Below are 17,402 nucleotides of genomic sequence, written 5' to 3'. Positions count from 1 at the left end.
GGGATTTTTTACAGCTTTCAAGCACACTAGTCATCATTCAGCACCACCTGAGATGATAAGCCTTTGTTTTTCCATCGCTTTCTTTTCTGGGATAATATTTGCTTTGACTGCTCAGTATATTTTTATTTTTTGAGTAGAGGGGATTACCATGCGTAAATCTGTATTATTCGGCGCTCTGATAGCCGCGGCGACATTCGTGACATCAGCACCCGCCGCCACTGTTGATATCAACAGCTATGACAATGGCTGGTATAATTCATCAGGTGTCCATAACTCCAACATCGACAACACCATTACCGGCGCCTGCTGTGGCGCAGCAGAATATCGCAACTGGTATGCCTTTGACCTGTCTGCCGTTTCCGGCCCGGCCACCGGGGCCAGCATTACCTTTTATGCCAACGGGAACTATGATTCCCCCGATGCCTCCGAGACCTATCAACTGAATGACTACAGCGGTGATATTGCTGCCCTGGTTGCCGGCGGCAGCGGACTAACCGCTATTTTTGATGATCTGGGTGACGGCGATATCTACGGCTCCGTTGAATATGTCGGTGTGGCAGGTGTTGTGTCCCCCATGGTTCAGTTCACCATCAACCTGTCCCTCGCCGCCCTGACGGACATCAATGCGGCTATGCTGGGGGACGGTCAATTCGCCCTCGGCGGCATGTTAACCACCCTGTCCGGTCAAACACAGCTCTATGAAAATCTGTTCTCCAAATCCAGCGGAGTTCCCGCCGCCTTCCTGAGCATCGAAGTCGCTGACGTGCCGGAACCCGCCACTCTTGGCCTGCTGGGTCTGGGTCTTGCCGGTTTCGGTCTTGCCCGCCGTCGCCGCAGCTAGGCATATAAATATTTCAGATCAGAGGCCCTCGCATACCGGGGGCCTTTTTTCTGTTTCCCCTCTTTTCTGTTTTCCCCCTTTTTTATTTTCCCTTTGCGACTTTTCACTTATAACCGCTTTATGAGTTATTCCTCTTTACGCGACTTCATGGATCATCTGGAACAGACCGGCCGTCTGGTGCGGGTCAGCGAGCCTGTGTGCACGGACCTGGAAATGACCGAGATCCAGACCCGGGTGCTGGCCGAGGGCGGGCCTGCGATCCTGTTTGAAAATCCGGTCGGCCCGAACGGCGAAAAATACCACATGCCGGTGCTGGTCAACCTGTTCGGCACCGTGGAGCGGGTCGCCTGGGGCATGAATAGGGAACCCGCCGAACTGCGCCAGATCGGCGAAGACCTGGCCGTGCTGCGCCAGCCGCAACCGCCGCGCAACATGCGCGATGCGCTCGATATGCTGCCCATCGTCAAGAAGGCCATGACCATGTCGCCGAAAACGGTCAAGAAAGCCCCCGTGCAGGAAGTAATGCTGACCGGTGACGATATTGACCTTTCCAGGTTGCCCGTCCAGGGCTGCTGGCCCGGTGAACCGGCGCCATTGATCACCTGGCCCCTTGTCGTGACCAAAGGGCCGGGCAAGGTAGCCGAGGATGATTTCAACCTGGGCATCTACCGCATGCAGATGCTGAACAAGAAGCAAACCCTGATGCGCTGGCTCAAGCATCGCGGCGGGGCCCAACATTATGCCCGCTGGAAAAATGAAAAGCCGGAGCCCCTGCCCGCCGCCGTGGTGCTGGGCGCGGACCCGGGCACCATCCTGGGCGCGGTGACGCCAGTGCCGGATACCCTGAGCGAATATAAATTCGCCGGCCTCTTGCGCGGCAAAAAAACCGAACTTGTCGACTGCAAGACCGTGCCGCTCAAAGTCCCGGCCACGGCCGAGATTGTGCTGGAGGGGCATGTCTCGCTCTCAGACTATGGCGACGAGGGCCCCTACGGCGACCACACCGGCTATTATAACTCCGTCGAACAATTCCCGGTCTTCACCGTCAGCGCCATTACCATGCGCAAAGACCCCATTTACCTCAGCACCTATACCGGACGTCCGCCAGACGAGCCCAGCGTGCTGGGAGAGGCCCTGAACGAGGTCTTCATCCCGCTGTTGCAGCAGCAATTCCCGGAAATTGTCGATTTCTGGCTGCCGCCGGAAGGCTGCAGCTATCGCATTGCCGTGGTCAGCATGAAAAAGGCCTATGCCGGACATGCCAAGCGGGTGATGATGGGGGTCTGGTCCTACCTGCGCCAGTTCATGTACACCAAATTTGTCATTGTGGTGGATGATGACATCAACTGCCGCGACTGGAAAGATGTGATGTGGGCCATTTCCACCCGCATGGACCCGGTGCGCGACACCACCCTGATGGAACATACCCCCATTGACTATCTGGACTTTGCCTCGCCCGTCTCCGGCCTTGGCGGCAAGATGGGACTTGACGCCACCAACAAGGTGGGCGGCGAAACCGACCGGGAATGGGGCGAAGAAATCAGGATGGATCGCAAAGTGGTCGAAAAAATTGACGGTCTCTGGGAGAAGCTCGGTTTGCCCGGCACGGGCAGGTCAATCTGGAAAAACGACTGATCCCCGGTTTCAGATTGGCTGTGGCCCGGCAATCTTCTGAACCACATTGGAAATATGGTTGATTGAGGACAGGTGGTTCAGGAAATCCTCGGCTGTGAAATTCTCTGTGATTTTCTGTTGCGCCACTCGCCAGTAGTTCAGGCCGTCCGCCACCACATCCCGCCCCTTGTCGGTCAGTGAGACAATTCTCTGCCGGCGGTCCTTGCCGGGTATGACCGTGATCAGTTTCTGCTTTTCAAGCGGTCTGAGGTTGCGGGCCACGGTCGATGTATCCATGACCAATTCCTCGGCAAGCCCGCTGACCGTGATATTTTCCAGATGGTCCAGAACCATCAGGATGATCAACTGGGTATATCTGATCCCGGTCTCGTGAAGCGCTTCATCATAGAGTCTGGTGACTGCCCTGGATGCTTTCCGGATATTCAGACAAACACAAGTATCTATATATTTCTTCAACTCGTTCTTGGATATTTCCGACCCCTGGTTGCCCACGGTTTTTACCCCTTTCCCACTCAATACATTGCACGGGACGCCTGCCAGTCTCTGGTGTTGCCACTCAAAACTTTATTGCTTCATTATACTTTAATGCAGGTGTCGTACCGGCCATGCTGTAAATATAGCGACTGCCTTACAATATTAACCATGTTAATTAACCATATGGATGCATGTCAGGCAATCATTTAACTTAAAAAAATTCAATATTTAAATACTCTCACGGGCAGAAGTTGAATCTGGCGCTCCCGATGAATAGCTTTTATAAACAGGAGTCTATAAACAAAAAAGTGCGTCCAAAGGAAGCAAAAATGTCCCAAAATGAAATTAATATTGCTCAAAATAACCTAAATAGGTTAGAAAACCTGATCAATCTCGCACAAAAAGCAGGGGCAGATCAGGCGGACGCTGTTTTTTTCTCCAGCCAGTCTGAATCAGCCTCCTGGCGACTCGGTAAGATGGAAGAGGTTGAAAGATCCGAGAATACCGACCTGGGGTTGCGGGTCATCATCGGTAAAAAGCAGGCCATTGTCTCCTCAAGCGATCTCAGCCAGGCCAATCTGGACATGCTCGTAGAGCGGGTAATCGACATGGCGCGTAATGCCCCCGAAGATCCCTGGTCCGGCCTGGCCGACAAAAATCTGCTGGCCGACAGGATTCCGGAGGATCTCGATCTCTATGATAATACGGAAATCACCGCCGAATTTCTGAAAGAGCAGGCCCGAAAAACAGAGGAACTGGCCCTGCAGGTCGACGGCATCACAAATTCCCAGGGGGCTGGCGCCGGCACCGCAACAACAAGCATTGCGCTCTGCAACTCCGACGGTTTTGCCCAGACCTACCGGGCCAGCAGCTTCAGCCTCAGCGTGTCCGTGATTGCCGGTGAAGGCACCGGGATGGAACGGGACTATGCCTACAGCTCCAAACGCCATCTGGACGACCTGGACAGCCCCGAAAAAATTGCCCGGGAGGCCACAGAGAGAGCCCTCAGACGCCTTAATCCGCGCAAGGCCAAAACAGCAGAGGTTCCGGTTGTTTTTGATCCGCGGGTCTCCAAGACACTTGTCGGCCATCTGGCAAGCGCCGTCAACGGACAATCTGTGGCCCGGGGCACCAGCTTCCTGAAAGACTCCATGGAGAAACAGATCCTGCCCGCCGGAATTTCCATCATTGATGATCCGCATATCCGCCGGGGCGTTTCTTCCAGACCCTTCGACGGTGAAGGGGTCGCTAACGGGAAAATGGAGGTTGTCGGTGACGGGGTCCTGAGCAACTGGATACTGGACAGCACAAGCGCCCGACAGCTTGGGCTCAAAACAAACGGCCACGCCAGCCGCGGCACGTCTTCTCCGCCGCATCCGTCCTCAAGCAACCTCTATCTGGCGGCAGGGACAGTCAGTCCCGAGGAGCTGATTTCGGACATCAAGTCAGGTTTTTATGTCACCGAACTGATCGGTATGGGCGTGAACGGCATTACCGGTGACTACAGCCGGGGCGCCAGCGGCTTCTGGATCGAAAATGGCGAAATCACTTTTCCGGTCAATGAAATCACCATTGCCGGCAACCTGAAAGACATGTTCCTGCGTTTAAGCGCCGCAAACGATCTTGAGCTGAAATACGGCACCGATGCACCAACCCTGCGTATCGAAAAAATGATGCTGGCCGGAAGCTGACCACCCCCCCTGTACCAATAAATAAAGAGCCCGCCCCCACAAAGGGGACGGGCTCTGAAATCTTTACTGTTCTAACTGATTAGAATGCAGCGCCGATTGTGAATACGACAGTGGCGTCGGACAGTTCGTCATCCAGGTCAGTGTCTACATAAGCCAGACCGAAATCCAGACCGCCGTAGGAAACAGAAGCACCGAGGCTCCAGTCCAGTTTGCTGTCAAAGAAACCGTCTTCATAACCCAGGTGGGCTGTCAGAGTGATGGGAGTATCCGGAATGGCTGATTCCAGATCGCCATACACATATACGTCATCCTGGTCGCCGGTGTTTTCGCTTGAGAAAGCATAGGCAAGACCAATGGTAGCAGAAGCTACACCCAAGTCGGCGCCAACTGAACCGTAAGCTTCCAGGTAGTCACCATCGTTGCCTGACGGATAAGCATAATACAGCAGACCGATGTCATAGGAGAAACCTTCGACTTCACCACCGAAACCGGCGTAAATGTCCATTTCAGTTTCACCAAACTGTACAGAATCGTCCATGCTGGACATCCATGTACCTACGTAGAAACCACTTTCGTGGGCGTAGTCAAGACCACCCTGAATGGCGATGTCTTCACCACTGAAAGATACACCGCGGAATCGGTAGTCGGTAGTGATCGCGACATTTGCGCTGATCTCACCGCCCATAAAGCCCTCTTCTTCAGCAAATGCAGGTGCTGCAGCTGAAGCAATGGCGACAGTAGCAACAGAAGCCAAAATGGCACTCTTAAGTGTTTTCACGTTTCTCTCCTTAAACTTTAAAGTTTTATTATAGAACCTTGGCAAGTTCATACTGCCTCAATTCAATTTTCATGCCAAACTTCCCACATGAATTAATAATCTATTATTATCAATGTATTAACGGAAGGTTAACAGAAGGGGCCGGTTGATAACCAGTCCCAGAACCGATGTATCTACCCCAATTAAGGCAAAATTTTGTTCAGTACGTGCCTATTTTTTACTCAATAATTTACGATGATCATTTTTTAATCACGCGCTGCGGCAAAAGCCGCAGAAATCCTCACTGGCGGATGCTGCGCCTGCGAAGCAAAAAAATACAAACTAATTTTTTTAGCCGTTTTTTTCGGCCAAATGGAAGACTGCGCCCGACAACCCTCTCCAATCGTTGCAAAATCTTGACCAAAAGTACCGGACGTGACAGGCTGTTTTTTCTGCCGGAACAAGTGCTATTCAAGCAATCCGGCTTTTGTCACATATGGCACAATACCGGGGAAGACTGATGTCAGGAAACGAATCCGCATATCTGAAAAATATTGTTCTTGTTGTTGCCGCCCTCATCGTCATTTCATTGGTCATCTGGCCACTGAGCAAGTTCTTCCAGTCCTCCGGCTACCGTACCCTGATCTTTTTTCTGTCCCTGGAGGCCGGCATTTATTACTGGCAGGAACTGAAAAATCATCACTGGCTGGAAAATATCAAGCATACCCAGTGGATGAGAGTGGCCTATCATGCCGGTCTTGTGATACTGGCCATTGCCCTCGCGGTCTTTACGGAAAGATATTTCTTCGAAGGCCTGAACAAGGCGATCGAGTTCCTGCTGCTGGTGGCGCTGGCTATCTTCGGGCTGAAAAAAGCCAAGGATTTCCTGATTTAATCCTCAGGGACTGGGGAGTGACAATTCCGGATTGAGCCGTTCCCCGTACCAGTTCAGCCCCCAATGCAGGTGCGGTCCGGTGGCCCGGCCGGTCATGCCGACCTTGCCCAGGTCAGCGCCCTGCTCGATTTCCTGGTTTTGCTCCACATCAACCGAGGACAGGTGGCAATAAACGGTACTGACCCCATAGCCGTGATCGATGATCACCGTATTGCCGGTATAATAAAGGTCAGCCACCATCGTCACCCGGCCACCCCAGGGCGCCACAACGGGTGTGCCTTCGGGTGCCGCAATATCCATGCCTGTATGGGGGCTGCGCGGCTCCCCATTCAAAATCCGGTGGTTACCGAAATGACCGGAAATACGCCCCTTGACCGGCCAGATCATGGGCTTGCCGAAATCGCTGAGATCGCTGTCGGACTTGCGGGCCTCACGCACCCTGATCGAATCCTGCTTGATCCGTTCCTGTACTTCCGGCGGCGGGGTTACCATTTTCGGCGGCAGGCCATCCACAACAGAAACATCATATTTCTGCTCGGCCACCGCAAAGCTGTATGTTTTCTCGGTTCCGTCCCCGTTCACTACCCGGAAGGAGACTTTTTTGCCTTCCTTCCAGTTCAGGCCGAAAGGGAAATAGCCGGCCGGTGTTGTTCGCACCCTGCGCCCCCGGAACCAGACTTCCGCCTCTTTCGGGGCCTTGCCCACATAAAAGCCGCCCTGGGTCAGGGTATCGGGCACCCGGAATTCCTCTGCCGTGGCCGCCAGCGGTCCAAAAATGGAGATCAGAAAAAACAGTCGCACCATCATTAGAACAAACTCTCCTGCCGGTCATCTTTCGAAGATTTCGGTGATGATTTTGCGGGACGTTTTTGTTTTTTCTGTGGCGATGACAGTTTGGGAGGTCCATCGCCCTCGGCCCGGGCGGCCACATGACCGTCCCGGAACTCGATATCCAGCAGGTTACCGGCCGATACATCGGCCGCCACCGTCACCGCCTTGCCGTCATCACCGCGGATCACCGCATAGCCGCGATCCAGCACCCGCTTGTAATTGAGGCTGTCAAACAAGCGGGTTGAGCTTTCCAAAGCCCTGCGGTGCTGATCGATCTGTCGCCCGGCGGCCCGATCAAGACGCTGGCCAAGATCGCCAGTTCTGTCAGTCTGTCGCCCGATGTCGCGCACCAGAATGTCAGAGCGCAGGCGATGACTGACCGTTTCCAGACGCATCTGCTGGCGGTCGCTCAGGTTTTTCAGCGCCCGGGGCAAGCGTTCGCTAAAATCATCAAACTTCTGCTGACTGAGGGACAACAGATCCTGCGGTTTGGGCAGACCGCGGCCAAGTCCCTCCACCCGCTGGCGGCGTTCGGCAAGCAGACGCTGGACGGCCCGGTTCTGGCGGGCAACAAGATCTTCTACCGTATAGACCAGGTCGGCACGCACCGGTACCGCCATTTCCGCCGCTGCCGTCGGGGTCGGCGCACGCCGGTCCGAGGCATAGTCAATCAGGGTGGTGTCGGTTTCATGCCCGACGGCACTGATCAGCGGAATACGGCTTTCCGCCGCGGCCCGCACCACATTTTCTTCGTTGAAACTCCAGAGGTCTTCGAGGCTGCCGCCGCCACGCGCCACAATCAACACATCCGGGCGCGGCAGATCGCCGCCCTCGGGCATTTGGTTAAATCCCCGGATGGCTTCGGTGATCTGGTCAGCCGCCCCTTCCCCCTGCACCAGCACCGGCCAGACCAGCACTCGGCGCGGAAAACGGTCGCGGAGCCTGTGCAGGATATCGCGGATCACCGCCCCGGTCGGTGACGTCACAACACCAATGACCTCGGGCAGGTAGGGAATCGGCTTCTTGCGGGAGGGTTCAAACAGGCCTTCGGCGGCCAGTTTCTTCTTGCGTTCCTCCAGAAGCGCCATCAGGGCGCCGGCGCCGGCAGGCTCCATGCGGTCAATGACGATCTGATATTTGGAACGTCCGGGATAGGTGGTCAGCTTGCCGGTGCAGATGACTTCGAGCCCGTCCTCGGGCCGGAAATTGAGACGTCCCGCCGTACCTTTCCACATGACGCCGTCGAGAACCGATTTTTCATCCTTGAGAGCGAGATAGACATGGCCGGAAGCCGCCTGCTTGAAACCGCTAATCTCACCCCGCACCCGCACATAGCCGAAATTCTCCTCGACAAACCGCTTCAGCGAAACACTGAGCTCGGTGACGGAATATTCAGGGGCATTGCTGGACTGCTGCTCGGAGGAATAGGGATAATCTGACATCTGCTCCACGGGCTCTACTTGAATATCGTTTTGCTTATGGTACAAGAGGGAAATTTTTTTTAACAGGATTAATCTGCATGAATATTCTGATCATCGGTTCAGGCGGCCGCGAACATGCGCTGACCTGGAAAATCGCCCAGTCCCCGCTGGTGGATAAAATCTTCACCGCCCCCGGCAACGGCGGCATGGACGATATTGCAGAACCGGTGAAACTGGACCTTGCCGATCACGGCGCGGTGATCACATTCTGCGATGAAAATGATGTGGAACTCGTTGTTGTCGGCCCGGAAGCCCCCTTGGTGGAGGGCCTTGTAGACAGCCTGCAGATTGCCGAAATCCCGGCCTTCGGCCCCACTGCCGATGCGGCCCAGCTCGAGGGCTCCAAGGGATTCACCAAAGACCTGTGCGCCAAATATAATATCCCGACGGCGGCCTACGGCCGCTTTACCGAGGCCGCCCCTGCCAAGGCCTTCATTTCCGACAAGGGCGCCCCGATCGTGGTCAAGGCGGATGGCCTGGCCGCCGGCAAGGGCGTGATCATTGCCACGTCCGTTGAAGAAGCCCACCAGGCCGTGGACGATATCTTCGGCGGCCAGTTCGGTGACGCCGGTGCGGAACTGGTGGTCGAGGAATTCCTCGACGGTGAGGAAGCCAGTTTCTTTGTCCTGACTGACGGGGAAAATATCCTGCCGCTGGCCACCGCCCAGGATCACAAGCGAGTGGGCGACGGCGATACCGGCCTGAACACCGGCGGCATGGGCGCTTACAGCCCGGCCCCGGTCATGACCCCGGACCTGGTGGAACGCACCATCAACGAAATTATCCTGCCGACCGTGCGCGGTATGAAGGAAGAAGGCTATCCCTTTACCGGTGTGCTCTATGCGGGACTGATGATCACCAACAAGGGACCGGAACTGATTGAATATAACGTGCGCTTCGGCGACCCGGAATGTCAGGTTCTGATGATGCGCCTGAAATCAGACATCGTGCCGGCGCTGATGGCCACCGCCAGCGGCACTCTGGATCAGGAAAATCTCGACTGGCATGATGACAACGCCCTGACTGTGGTTATGGCCGCCAAGGGCTATCCCGGCTCCTACGAGAAAAATACCGAAATCAAAAACCTTAAAGCCGCAGGATCCGACAAGGATGTCGTCATCTTCCACGCCGGTACCAAAAAGCAGGATGGTAAAATCCTCGCTACCGGCGGGCGTGTCCTGAATGTCACGGCCCGAGGCGAAAGCATCACCGAGGCGCAGAAAAAAGCCTACATCGCCCTTGATAAAATCGACTGGGACAACGGTTTCTGCCGCCGTGACATCGGCTGGCGCGCCATTGAGCGGGAACAGTCCTGATCAACACACCTTCCTGCCGCCATTAATTGTGACAGTTTTGTTGCAATAATATGACGCCCGTGGAATCATGCCGCCCAATTTAGATGATTCTTATCCGAGGGGATGGCATGACCGATATAACGGCGGCGGGGGAACAGGAAAAACAACTCTGGCAGACAATCATTCAATGGTTCTTTGTCGCCTTTCTGGTTTATATGTTGATCTGTGCCGTGGGCATGATCGGCTCCGGCTTCAAGGGCGCCACCAAGGGGCACGCAGAAGAGCTTTTTGAATTTGCCACCAATCCCTTTATGGGCCTGATCATCGGGGTGATTGCCACCTCCATGATCCAGTCTTCCTCCACCGTCACCTCGATCATCGTCGGGCTGGTCGCCGGCGGCCTTCCGGTGGAAACGGCAATTCCCATGGTCATGGGCGCCAATATCGGCACCACCATCACCAACACCATCGTCAGCATGGGCCATGTGCGCAAGAAAAAGGAATTCCGCCGGGCCTTTGCCGCCGCCACGGTGCATGATTTCTTCAATGTCATGGCGGTGATTATTTTCCTGCCCCTGGAAATCATGTTCGGCTTTCTGGGCAAAATCGGCGGCTGGCTGTCAGGCCACCTTGTCGGCGGCGAGGATATGAGCGTCAAGGGGCTCAATTTCATCAAGCCGGCCACCAAGCCGATCATCAATGAATTCAAGGATATCGCCCATATGCTCTCGGCCGAGGTCGGCAGTATCATCCTGATCATTTTTGGCGTCGCCATCATCTTCATCTCCATCACCTGGATCGGCAGGCTTTTGAAAAAGCTGATGGTGGGACGGGCCAAACGGATCATGCACGGTGCCATCGGCAAGGGCCCGCTGACCGGCATTACCTCCGGCGCCATTGTCACCGTACTGGTGCAGTCTTCTTCCACCACCACAAGCCTGATGGTGCCGCTGGCGGGAAGCGGCGTGTTCCGGCTGAAACAGATTTATCCTTTTACGCTCGGCGCCAATATCGGCACCACCATCACCGCCCTGCTGGCGGCGACGGGTGTGAGCGGACCGACCGCCGTACTGGCGCTGCAGGTGGCCATGGTGCATCTCTGTTTTAACATTGCCGCCGTCTTGCTGATTTTCGGCATCAAACCGCTGAGACAGCTTCCCATGGCCGGCGCCATGTGGCTAGGCAGGGTCTCCACAGAGAATAAAATTTATGCCATAGTCTATCTGCTTGGCGTGTTTTTTGTAGCCCCCGGGCTTATGGTTCTTCTTTACAGAGCATTCAGTTGAGGAATTAAAAATGGCAGAAAAAGATCTTTCACAACTTTCCAATAAAAAGCTGAAAAAACTGATCGCGGACACGGAAGAAATGCTCGTCCTGATGAAGGAAGAGCTTGAGGCGCGCGAGCTCCGTTCCCAGCATGAGGAAGTGGAGCATCTGGAAGAACATATGGACGAAGCCGAACACCGGCTCGGCAACCTGAAAACCTTCCTCACCGCCCTGTTCCAGGAGATGAAGAAAAGGTAATCAGCTCTCCGGACGGTCCTTCATATCCTTCATACGCACGTCCGAGACAATATGCACATCCCGTTGCGGGAACGGCATTTCGACGCTGTCGTCTTCCTGGAACTTCTTCCAGATCAGGTAATAGACGTCACTGGCCACATTGGTGACCCCATGTTCGCTGTCGGCGATCCAGGCGCGCAGCTCCAGATCGATGGAGCTATCCCCGAAACCCTTGATCAGCACCCGTGGCGCCGGGGCCTTCAGCACCCGCGGCGTTTCATCAGCCGCCTCAAGCAGGATTTCAATAGCCCGGTCCAGATTGGAGCCGTAGGAAATCCCCACCGGCAAATGACGGCGGACCTCGGAATTGGTGTAGGTCCAGTTGATCACCGGCTGGGTGATCATGTCCTCGTTCGGGACCAGATGTTCACGTCCGTCCCGGGAAATCACCGAGGTATAGCGGGCCGCAAGCTTGTCGATGCGCCCGTAAGTGCCTGATACCTCAATCACATCCCCCGGCTTGATGGAGCGATCCAGCAGCAGGATAACCCCGGAAATAAAGTTGGAGACCACCTTCTGCAGGCCGAAACCAAGCCCGACACCGATGGCGCCACCAAAGACGGCCAGCGCCGTGAGGTCAATCCCCACACTGGACAGGGCAATCAGGAAAGCCAGCGTGACCAGCAAAATGCGCGAGACCTTGCCCAGCAGCACCCGGGCCGAGGGGGTAACCGTCGGCACGCGCCTGAGCCAGTTTTCCATCAGGTTGGCCAGCAGGTTCCCCACCCAGACCAGGATCAGAAGGGTCAGAATGCCGACAATGAAGCCAAGGACACTGATTTCCGCCTCCCCCAGGGCAAAGCGGGTCTGGTCCATCATCGCCATGACCGGATCAAGCCAGCCAACGATATTGAGCGCCACCAGAATCCAGACGAATATCCTCACCAGCCGCGCAATTTCCCGCGTTTTGATAAGGTTTGTCGCAAGGCGGATCAGTATCCAGGCGGAAAGAAGGCTGATGGCCACCCGCATAACCCCCGTCGGCGTCAGCTGGGCCTCCATGATTGTCTGGGCAATCTGCAGGAAAATCAGCCAGATCACCGGCAAATAAAGGGGATTGAGATAAAGGCCTTCAAGTTTCTGGAAAGTGGATGTTTCACCCCAAAGTTTTTTGATTGCCGGCTTGAGCCAGAAAACAATGCCCGAGCTGATCAACAGCATGACAAAAACAGTGGCCAGTTGCGCAAGGCTTTCATAGGTCAGGACATCCCCCTGCACCCATTCCATTAACTGCCGGGCGAGATCCCGGCTTCTGGCTATTATCGCTTCCATGTCATGAGTTTAACCGCTTTCAGGCAAAATGCAAAAGGACTTCAGCGTCGGGTACGGAAGAATTCCCTGAGCAGGGCGCCCGCCTGTTCGCCGCCGGGGCCGCCGTAAACTTCCGGCCGGTGATGGCAGCTTGAAGAGGCAAATATTCTGGGGCCGTGTTCGACCCCGCCGCCTTTGGGATCTTCCGCCCCGTAATACAGCCGTCGTATGCGGGCAAAGCTGATCGCCTGGGCGCACATGGGGCAGGGCTCCAGGGTCACATAGAGGTCACAGTCGACGAGCCGTTCACTGTCGAGGGTGCGGCAGGCCTGCCGGATGGCAAGCAACTCCGCATGGGCAGACGGATCCTTGTCCAGCAGTACCCGGTTATGAGCTTCCGCAAGCAGCCGGTCCGTCGGGCCATGCACGATGACGGCACCGACCGGGACCTCGCCCTGATCGGCAGCTTTGGCGGCAAGCTCCAGCGCCCGCTTCATATGGGGTGACAACATCATGGGGGCAGAGTGCGTTTTCATGCTATAAAGGTCAAGCCGAAAGCGGGCCATAACGAAGGATTACATTGATTTTTTCCACAACAGGTCTATGGTGCGCGCTTGTTTACGGATGACGGATATGACCGAAGAGAAAACTGAAGATACTCCCCAGGAAACTTCAAAGGGAGAACGAATTGCCAAGCTGCTGGCCCGGGCCGGTGTCGGCTCCCGCCGCGCCGTGGAGCGCATGATCGAAGCCGGCATGGTCAAACAGCACGGCCGGGTCATCACCACCCCGGCGACGCTGATCACCTCCACCGAGGGCATTACCGTTGACGGCATGAAGGTAAAGGAGCCGGAACCGGCGCGCCTGTGGCTGTATCACAAACCGCCAGGACGGGTGACCAGCTACCACGATCCGGAAGGACGCCCCACCATTTTCGAGGCTCTGCCCGCCCACCTGCCGAGGGTGATTTCCGTGGGCCGGCTTGATCTCAATACGGAAGGCCTGATCCTGCTGACCAACGACGGAGAACTGAGCCGCTGGATGGAGCTGCCAGCCACCGGCTGGCTGCGCAGCTACAAAGTCCGCGCCCATGGCCGACCCTCGAAAAGGAAACTGGAGGAAATCAAGGAAGGCGTGACCATTGACGGTGTGGTCTACCGGGAAGTGGAAGTTGAGCTGGGTGAACAGGAAAAGTCCAATCTCTGGCTCACCGTCGGTATCCGCGAAGGCAAGAACCGGGAAGTGCGCAAACTTCTGGAATATGTCGGCCTGCAGGTTACCCGCCTGATCCGGCTCAGCTATGGCCCCTTCGACCTGGGCAAGCTTGAACGGGGCGCCGTGGTCGAGGTCGAAAAAGACGCCCTGCATCAGCTCTGCCGCCCCTTCTTTGTGGCTCGTGGAGTGGAAGTGGCCGAGGAGAAAAAACCGGCCCCCAAACCGAAACAAAAGACAGGCTGGGCCAGGGCAAAGCCCAAAACAGGTGGCCGGGCGAACCCGCGCCGGGATAGCAAGCAGCGCCAAAAGGCCGCGGCGGACGCTTCCCTGGCAAAGAGGATCGAACGTAAATCTGCAACCAGAGCTGCCGGGAAGCAGAGCAGCGGTGCCCAGCGCAAACCAGCCCCCACCAGAACTCCCCGGAAAAAATGAGGCTGATTGCCGGAACATACCGCGGCCGCAGGCTGAAGGCTCCTTCAGGCCAGCATATCCGGCCAACCACAGACCGGATGCGGGAGACACTGTTTAACCTGCTGCAGAACAGCCTCGGGCTCGAATTCAATGGGCTTCATGTGTTGGACGCCTTTGCCGGTACCGGCGCTTTGGGACTGGAGGCCCTGTCCCGCGGTGCAGTCCATGTGACTTTCGCCGACAAGGACCGACGGTCTTTCACGCTGGTAAAAGAGAATATCACGCTCCTCAAGGCAGAGGAACAATGCCTCTGTATCGGCATGGACGCCATCCGCCTGCCCGCCCCCGAGATACCCTACGGCCTGGTCTTCCTTGATCCGCCCTATCACAAGAATCTCCTCCGGCCGGCCCTCGACAATCTGCTCTCTAAAAAAGCATTGGCGGACGGCTGCCTGGTGGTCGCCGAATGCGCACATGATGAAGAACCGGACTTCCCGGACAGGCTTGAGGAGCTCACCTTCCGAACCTATGGCGATAGCAGGATCACCATCCTGAAATACGACAAATAGATTATTTATAAATACAACTTATAGTTGTATAATTTCTGCATGCCTGAGGGGGAAAATGCAGAATTTGATCTGGAAGTGTATCTGGCCATGGTCCGGCGTGACCGGGACGATAGTATCGCCTGCCTGAAATATCTGCTTGAAGAAGCCAGGAAGGACGACATGACATCGGTGGTGGAATTGCTCGAGCGGGCAATCCCGGAAGTGGAAACTGCCTTTAGCGACGAGAGTTAGCGGCGGCCGAACAGTCTCTCCACATCGGACAGTTTCAGTTCCACATAGGTAGGGCGACCATGATTGCACTGGCCGGAATGGGGGGTAGCCTCCATCTCCCGGAGCAGGGCATTCATTTCCTCGGTCGTCAAACGCCTTCCAGCCCGCACACTGCCGTGACAGGCCATGGTGGAGCAAACCTCCTCCAGCCGCTCTTTCAGAGACAGCGCTTCGTCCAGTTCGGCAAGCTCGTCGGCAAGATCGCGCACCAGCCCCTTGATGTCCGTATCGCCCAGCAAGGCAGGTGCCTCCCGAACCACTACGGCCCCCTCGCCGAAGGCTTCCAGCACCAGACCAAGCTCGGAAAGCTCTTCCGTTCGTGCCGCAAGACGGTCGGCGGCGCCCTGGTCGATCTCCACCACCTCCGGCAGCAGCAGGGTCTGGCGCGGTACGCCGGTTTCGGCCATATTCTTTTTCATTCGCTCGTAAACCAGCCGTTCATGGGCGGCATGCTGGTCCACCAGTACGATGCCGCTTTCCGTCTGGGCGATGATATAGGTTTCATGGAGCTGTCCCCGGGCGGCCCCCAGGGGATATTTGGTCAGGTCCGGCTGATTTGCAGAAGGTGCCTGCTCCGCCTCATGACGGCCCACCGGCGGGGCGAAAGGCTGCTCTTCCTGCTCTCCAAGACCATACTGCCTGCCCTGGTCCAGAGGACGCTGGAACTCCGACGCCTGGTCGGCAAATCCGGAAGGATAGGAAGGTGTTGAGCGGTAACGACCATAATTTCCCTGATACATGCCGCTATGGGGTTTCAATGCGGGTTCGGAAAGTTCAGGCCGCATGGCGCCCAGAGCCTGGTCAGCCACTGTGCTGGACGACCGGTGTCCGGCCCCTTCCAGCGCCCGGCGCAAACTGCCGACAATCAGGCCGCGGATCAGGGCGCTGTCCTGGAAACGCACCTCAGCCTTGGCCGGATGCACATTCACATCGACCAGTTCCGGCGGCACCTCCAGAAACAGGGCAAGCACCGGATGCCGGTCCCGGGCCAGATAGTCCATATAGGCCCCGCGGACGGCGCCGGTGAGCAGCTTGTCCTTGACCGGTCGGCCGTTGACAAACAGATACTGGTGCTGGGCGTTGCCCCGGTTAAAGGTGGGTAGCCCGGCAAAACCGCTGAGCCGAATACCTTCCCGCTCCACCTCTATGGCAAGGGAATTATCGGCGAACTCATGCCCGAGAATGGCCGACAGGCGCCTGAGGCGGCTGTCCAGGAGCTCCCCTTGCGCGGCAGAAACCTGAAAGCTTTTCCGTTCCCCGTCGCTCAAGGAAAAGGCCACCTCCGGATGGGCCATGGCAAGACGTTTCATCACATCGAGGGCATATGAATATTCTGTGCGTTCGGTCTTGAGAAATTTGAGCCGGGCCGGCGTCGCGAAGAAAAGGTCCCTCACCTCCACCCGGGTACCAGGCCCCTGCGCCGCCGGCTGCACGGCCTTCTTTTTACCGCCCTCGATTTCCATTCGCCAGCCTTCGTCAGAACCCTGCGGGCGGCTCGACATGGCAAAGCGGGCCACAGAAGCGATGGACGGCAGGGCCTCGCCGCGGAAGCCCATGGTGGTAATATGGGTGAGGTCGTCTTCGCGAAGCTTGCTGGTGGCATGTCGCTCCACTGCCAGCTCCAGTTCATCCCGGTCCATGCCGCAACCGTCATCGGTTACCGCAATCAGTTCCCGGCCTCCACGGGCCATCATTACCCCAATGTTACGGGCCCCGGCGTCAAGCGCATTTTCCACCAGCTCCTTCACGGCGCTGGCCGGACGCTCAATCACTTCCCCGGCGGCAATTCGGTTGATAGTACTTTCGGAAAGGCGGCGGATCTTCACGTAAAATTGATCTCCGGTTTATTTGTATTTTTCCCCTGCAAGTCTTATCCCTTCGGACGGCATCTTAGCAAGTCTGTCTGCCACAAAATAGCCCTATATTTTCACATTGCTGACATGCGGAAGACATATTAGGGGGCTAGGATCCAAATCATGGTTAGGGCAAACCAAAACGTCTAGAAGAAAACAACATTAATTGCCGGGGAACACATATGAAACTTGTACATGGTCTTATTTTCGGGCTGGGGCTTGGCGGACTTTCCGCCGCAGCGCTGGGTATTGCAGACAAACACCAGGTTCTGCTGGCAGCCGGCAGCATTCTTCTGCTGGTCGTGGAAATCAAACTGCTGCGGGACTTGCGCGGCGAGCACCGCGGGAGCCGGCCGGGCATCTGATCCCG

The 17,402-nt window shown here is 56.3% G+C and carries 18 protein-coding genes; 11 read left to right on the top strand and 7 right to left on the bottom strand.

The window, feature by feature from the left end:
* Positions 1-148: 148 nt before the first annotated feature.
* Both ACN0YD_RS02405 and ACN0YD_RS02400 read left to right on the top strand, forming a co-directional pair.
* A complete protein-coding gene (locus ACN0YD_RS02405) occupies positions 149-841 on the top strand; it encodes a PEP-CTERM sorting domain-containing protein (protein WP_417317047.1) in 693 nt (230 codons plus the stop codon).
* A 120-nt stretch (positions 842-961) separates the two neighbouring features.
* Positions 962-2,476: a UbiD family decarboxylase gene (locus ACN0YD_RS02400; protein ID WP_417317046.1), complete on the top strand. Its 1,515-nt coding sequence runs from the start codon at positions 962-964 to the stop codon at positions 2,474-2,476.
* Between the two features lie 9 nt (positions 2,477-2,485).
* On the opposite strand, the gene ACN0YD_RS02395 is transcribed toward ACN0YD_RS02400, so the two are convergent.
* A complete protein-coding gene (locus ACN0YD_RS02395) occupies positions 2,486-2,968 on the bottom strand; it encodes a MarR family winged helix-turn-helix transcriptional regulator (protein ID WP_417317045.1) in 483 nt (160 codons plus the stop codon).
* A gap of 311 nt (positions 2,969-3,279) precedes the next feature.
* Between ACN0YD_RS02395 and ACN0YD_RS02390 the strand changes: the two genes are divergently transcribed.
* The gene (locus ACN0YD_RS02390) at positions 3,280-4,641 is read left to right on the top strand and encodes a TldD/PmbA family protein (RefSeq protein ID WP_417317044.1); all 1,362 of its coding nucleotides are present in this window, start codon (positions 3,280-3,282) and stop codon (positions 4,639-4,641) included.
* A 79-nt stretch (positions 4,642-4,720) separates the two neighbouring features.
* Here the strand turns inward: ACN0YD_RS02390 and ACN0YD_RS02385 are convergent, their stop codons facing one another.
* The gene (locus ACN0YD_RS02385; RefSeq protein ID WP_417317043.1) at positions 4,721-5,419 is read right to left on the bottom strand and encodes a TorF family putative porin; all 699 of its coding nucleotides are present in this window, start codon (positions 5,417-5,419) and stop codon (positions 4,721-4,723) included.
* A gap of 499 nt (positions 5,420-5,918) precedes the next feature.
* Between ACN0YD_RS02385 and ACN0YD_RS02380 the strand changes: the two genes are divergently transcribed.
* Positions 5,919-6,293, top strand: a complete 375-nt coding sequence (locus ACN0YD_RS02380; RefSeq protein WP_417317042.1) for a hypothetical protein — start codon at positions 5,919-5,921, stop codon at positions 6,291-6,293.
* 3 nt (positions 6,294-6,296) lie between these two features.
* Here ACN0YD_RS02380 and ACN0YD_RS02375 read toward each other — a convergent pair whose 3' ends face one another.
* Both ACN0YD_RS02375 and xseA read right to left on the bottom strand, forming a co-directional pair.
* On the bottom strand, positions 6,297-7,100 hold the full coding sequence (locus ACN0YD_RS02375) for a M23 family metallopeptidase (RefSeq protein WP_417317041.1): 804 nt from the start codon (positions 7,098-7,100) through the stop codon (positions 6,297-6,299).
* Positions 7,100-8,566 carry an exodeoxyribonuclease VII large subunit gene (gene xseA / locus ACN0YD_RS02370; RefSeq protein ID WP_417317040.1) on the bottom strand — a complete coding sequence of 489 codons (1,467 nt, stop codon included), beginning with the start codon at positions 8,564-8,566 and terminating at the stop codon, positions 7,100-7,102. The genes ACN0YD_RS02375 and xseA overlap by 1 nt, the downstream gene beginning before the upstream one ends.
* A gap of 77 nt (positions 8,567-8,643) precedes the next feature.
* On the opposite strand from xseA, the gene purD reads away from it, so the two are divergent.
* The 3 genes from purD (at position 8,644) to ACN0YD_RS02355 (ending at position 11,424) form a co-directional block, all read left to right on the top strand.
* Positions 8,644-9,921 (top strand): phosphoribosylamine--glycine ligase, encoded by a 1,278-nt coding sequence (purD, locus tag ACN0YD_RS02365; protein WP_417317039.1) that lies wholly within the window; start codon positions 8,644-8,646, stop codon positions 9,919-9,921.
* A gap of 107 nt (positions 9,922-10,028) precedes the next feature.
* Positions 10,029-11,186, top strand: a complete 1,158-nt coding sequence (locus tag ACN0YD_RS02360) for a Na/Pi symporter (RefSeq protein ID WP_417317038.1) — start codon at positions 10,029-10,031, stop codon at positions 11,184-11,186.
* A 10-nt stretch (positions 11,187-11,196) separates the two neighbouring features.
* Positions 11,197-11,424, top strand: a complete 228-nt coding sequence (locus ACN0YD_RS02355; protein WP_417317037.1) for a hypothetical protein — start codon at positions 11,197-11,199, stop codon at positions 11,422-11,424.
* Here the strand turns inward: ACN0YD_RS02355 and ACN0YD_RS02350 are convergent, their stop codons facing one another.
* Together ACN0YD_RS02350 and ACN0YD_RS02345 are read right to left on the bottom strand one after the other, a co-directional pair.
* Positions 11,425-12,735 carry a mechanosensitive ion channel family protein gene (locus ACN0YD_RS02350; RefSeq protein ID WP_417317036.1) on the bottom strand — a complete coding sequence of 437 codons (1,311 nt, stop codon included), beginning with the start codon at positions 12,733-12,735 and terminating at the stop codon, positions 11,425-11,427.
* 41 nt (positions 12,736-12,776) lie between these two features.
* Entirely contained in the window at positions 12,777-13,250 is a 474-nt protein-coding gene (locus tag ACN0YD_RS02345; RefSeq protein ID WP_417317035.1) for a nucleoside deaminase, read from the bottom strand.
* Between the two features lie 97 nt (positions 13,251-13,347).
* Here ACN0YD_RS02345 and ACN0YD_RS02340 point away from each other — a divergent pair, with 97 nt between their 5' ends.
* From ACN0YD_RS02340 to ACN0YD_RS02330, 3 genes are read left to right on the top strand one after another with little or no spacing between them, the layout of a single operon-like run.
* Entirely contained in the window at positions 13,348-14,361 is a 1,014-nt protein-coding gene (locus tag ACN0YD_RS02340; RefSeq protein WP_417317034.1) for a pseudouridine synthase, read from the top strand.
* A complete protein-coding gene (gene rsmD / locus ACN0YD_RS02335; protein ID WP_417317033.1) occupies positions 14,358-14,909 on the top strand; it encodes a 16S rRNA (guanine(966)-N(2))-methyltransferase RsmD in 552 nt (183 codons plus the stop codon). Before ACN0YD_RS02340 ends, rsmD begins: the two co-directional genes overlap by 4 nt.
* A gap of 39 nt (positions 14,910-14,948) precedes the next feature.
* The gene (locus tag ACN0YD_RS02330) at positions 14,949-15,140 is read left to right on the top strand and encodes a hypothetical protein (RefSeq protein WP_417317032.1); all 192 of its coding nucleotides are present in this window, start codon (positions 14,949-14,951) and stop codon (positions 15,138-15,140) included.
* Here ACN0YD_RS02330 and mutL read toward each other — a convergent pair.
* Positions 15,137-17,005 (bottom strand): DNA mismatch repair endonuclease MutL, encoded by a 1,869-nt coding sequence (gene mutL / locus ACN0YD_RS02325; RefSeq protein ID WP_417317031.1) that lies wholly within the window; start codon positions 17,003-17,005, stop codon positions 15,137-15,139. The genes ACN0YD_RS02330 and mutL overlap by 4 nt on opposite strands.
* A gap of 209 nt (positions 17,006-17,214) precedes the next feature.
* Between mutL and ACN0YD_RS02320 the strand changes: the two genes are divergently transcribed.
* Positions 17,215-17,397: a hypothetical protein gene (locus ACN0YD_RS02320; RefSeq protein ID WP_417317030.1), complete on the top strand. Its 183-nt coding sequence runs from the start codon at positions 17,215-17,217 to the stop codon at positions 17,395-17,397.
* Positions 17,398-17,402 lie beyond the last annotated feature (5 nt).

The organism is Emcibacter sp. (assembly GCF_048269205.1).
Taxonomy (GTDB): domain Bacteria; phylum Pseudomonadota; class Alphaproteobacteria; order Sphingomonadales; family Emcibacteraceae; genus Emcibacter.
The sequence above is the reverse complement of the archived record's forward strand: the minus strand, read 5'-3'. Positions and strand labels throughout refer to the sequence as shown.

Coding starts and splice junctions, on each gene's coding strand:
- ACN0YD_RS02405 (WP_417317047.1), top strand. CDS start 149: ATGCGTAAATCTGTATTATTCGGCGCTCTGATAGCCGCGGCGACATTC.
- ACN0YD_RS02400 (WP_417317046.1), top strand. CDS start 962: ATGAGTTATTCCTCTTTACGCGACTTCATGGATCATCTGGAACAGACC.
- ACN0YD_RS02390 (WP_417317044.1), top strand. CDS start 3,280: ATGTCCCAAAATGAAATTAATATTGCTCAAAATAACCTAAATAGGTTA.
- ACN0YD_RS02380 (WP_417317042.1), top strand. CDS start 5,919: ATGTCAGGAAACGAATCCGCATATCTGAAAAATATTGTTCTTGTTGTT.
- ACN0YD_RS02375 (WP_417317041.1), bottom strand. CDS start 7,100: ATGATGGTGCGACTGTTTTTTCTGATCTCCATTTTTGGACCGCTGGCG.
- xseA (WP_417317040.1), bottom strand. CDS start 8,566: ATGTCAGATTATCCCTATTCCTCCGAGCAGCAGTCCAGCAATGCCCCT.
- purD (WP_417317039.1), top strand. CDS start 8,644: ATGAATATTCTGATCATCGGTTCAGGCGGCCGCGAACATGCGCTGACC.
- ACN0YD_RS02360 (WP_417317038.1), top strand. CDS start 10,029: ATGACCGATATAACGGCGGCGGGGGAACAGGAAAAACAACTCTGGCAG.
- ACN0YD_RS02355 (WP_417317037.1), top strand. CDS start 11,197: ATGGCAGAAAAAGATCTTTCACAACTTTCCAATAAAAAGCTGAAAAAA.
- ACN0YD_RS02350 (WP_417317036.1), bottom strand. CDS start 12,735: ATGGAAGCGATAATAGCCAGAAGCCGGGATCTCGCCCGGCAGTTAATG.
- ACN0YD_RS02345 (WP_417317035.1), bottom strand. CDS start 13,250: ATGAAAACGCACTCTGCCCCCATGATGTTGTCACCCCATATGAAGCGG.
- ACN0YD_RS02340 (WP_417317034.1), top strand. CDS start 13,348: ATGACCGAAGAGAAAACTGAAGATACTCCCCAGGAAACTTCAAAGGGA.
- rsmD (WP_417317033.1), top strand. CDS start 14,358: ATGAGGCTGATTGCCGGAACATACCGCGGCCGCAGGCTGAAGGCTCCT.
- ACN0YD_RS02330 (WP_417317032.1), top strand. CDS start 14,949: ATGCCTGAGGGGGAAAATGCAGAATTTGATCTGGAAGTGTATCTGGCC.
- ACN0YD_RS02320 (WP_417317030.1), top strand. CDS start 17,215: ATGAAACTTGTACATGGTCTTATTTTCGGGCTGGGGCTTGGCGGACTT.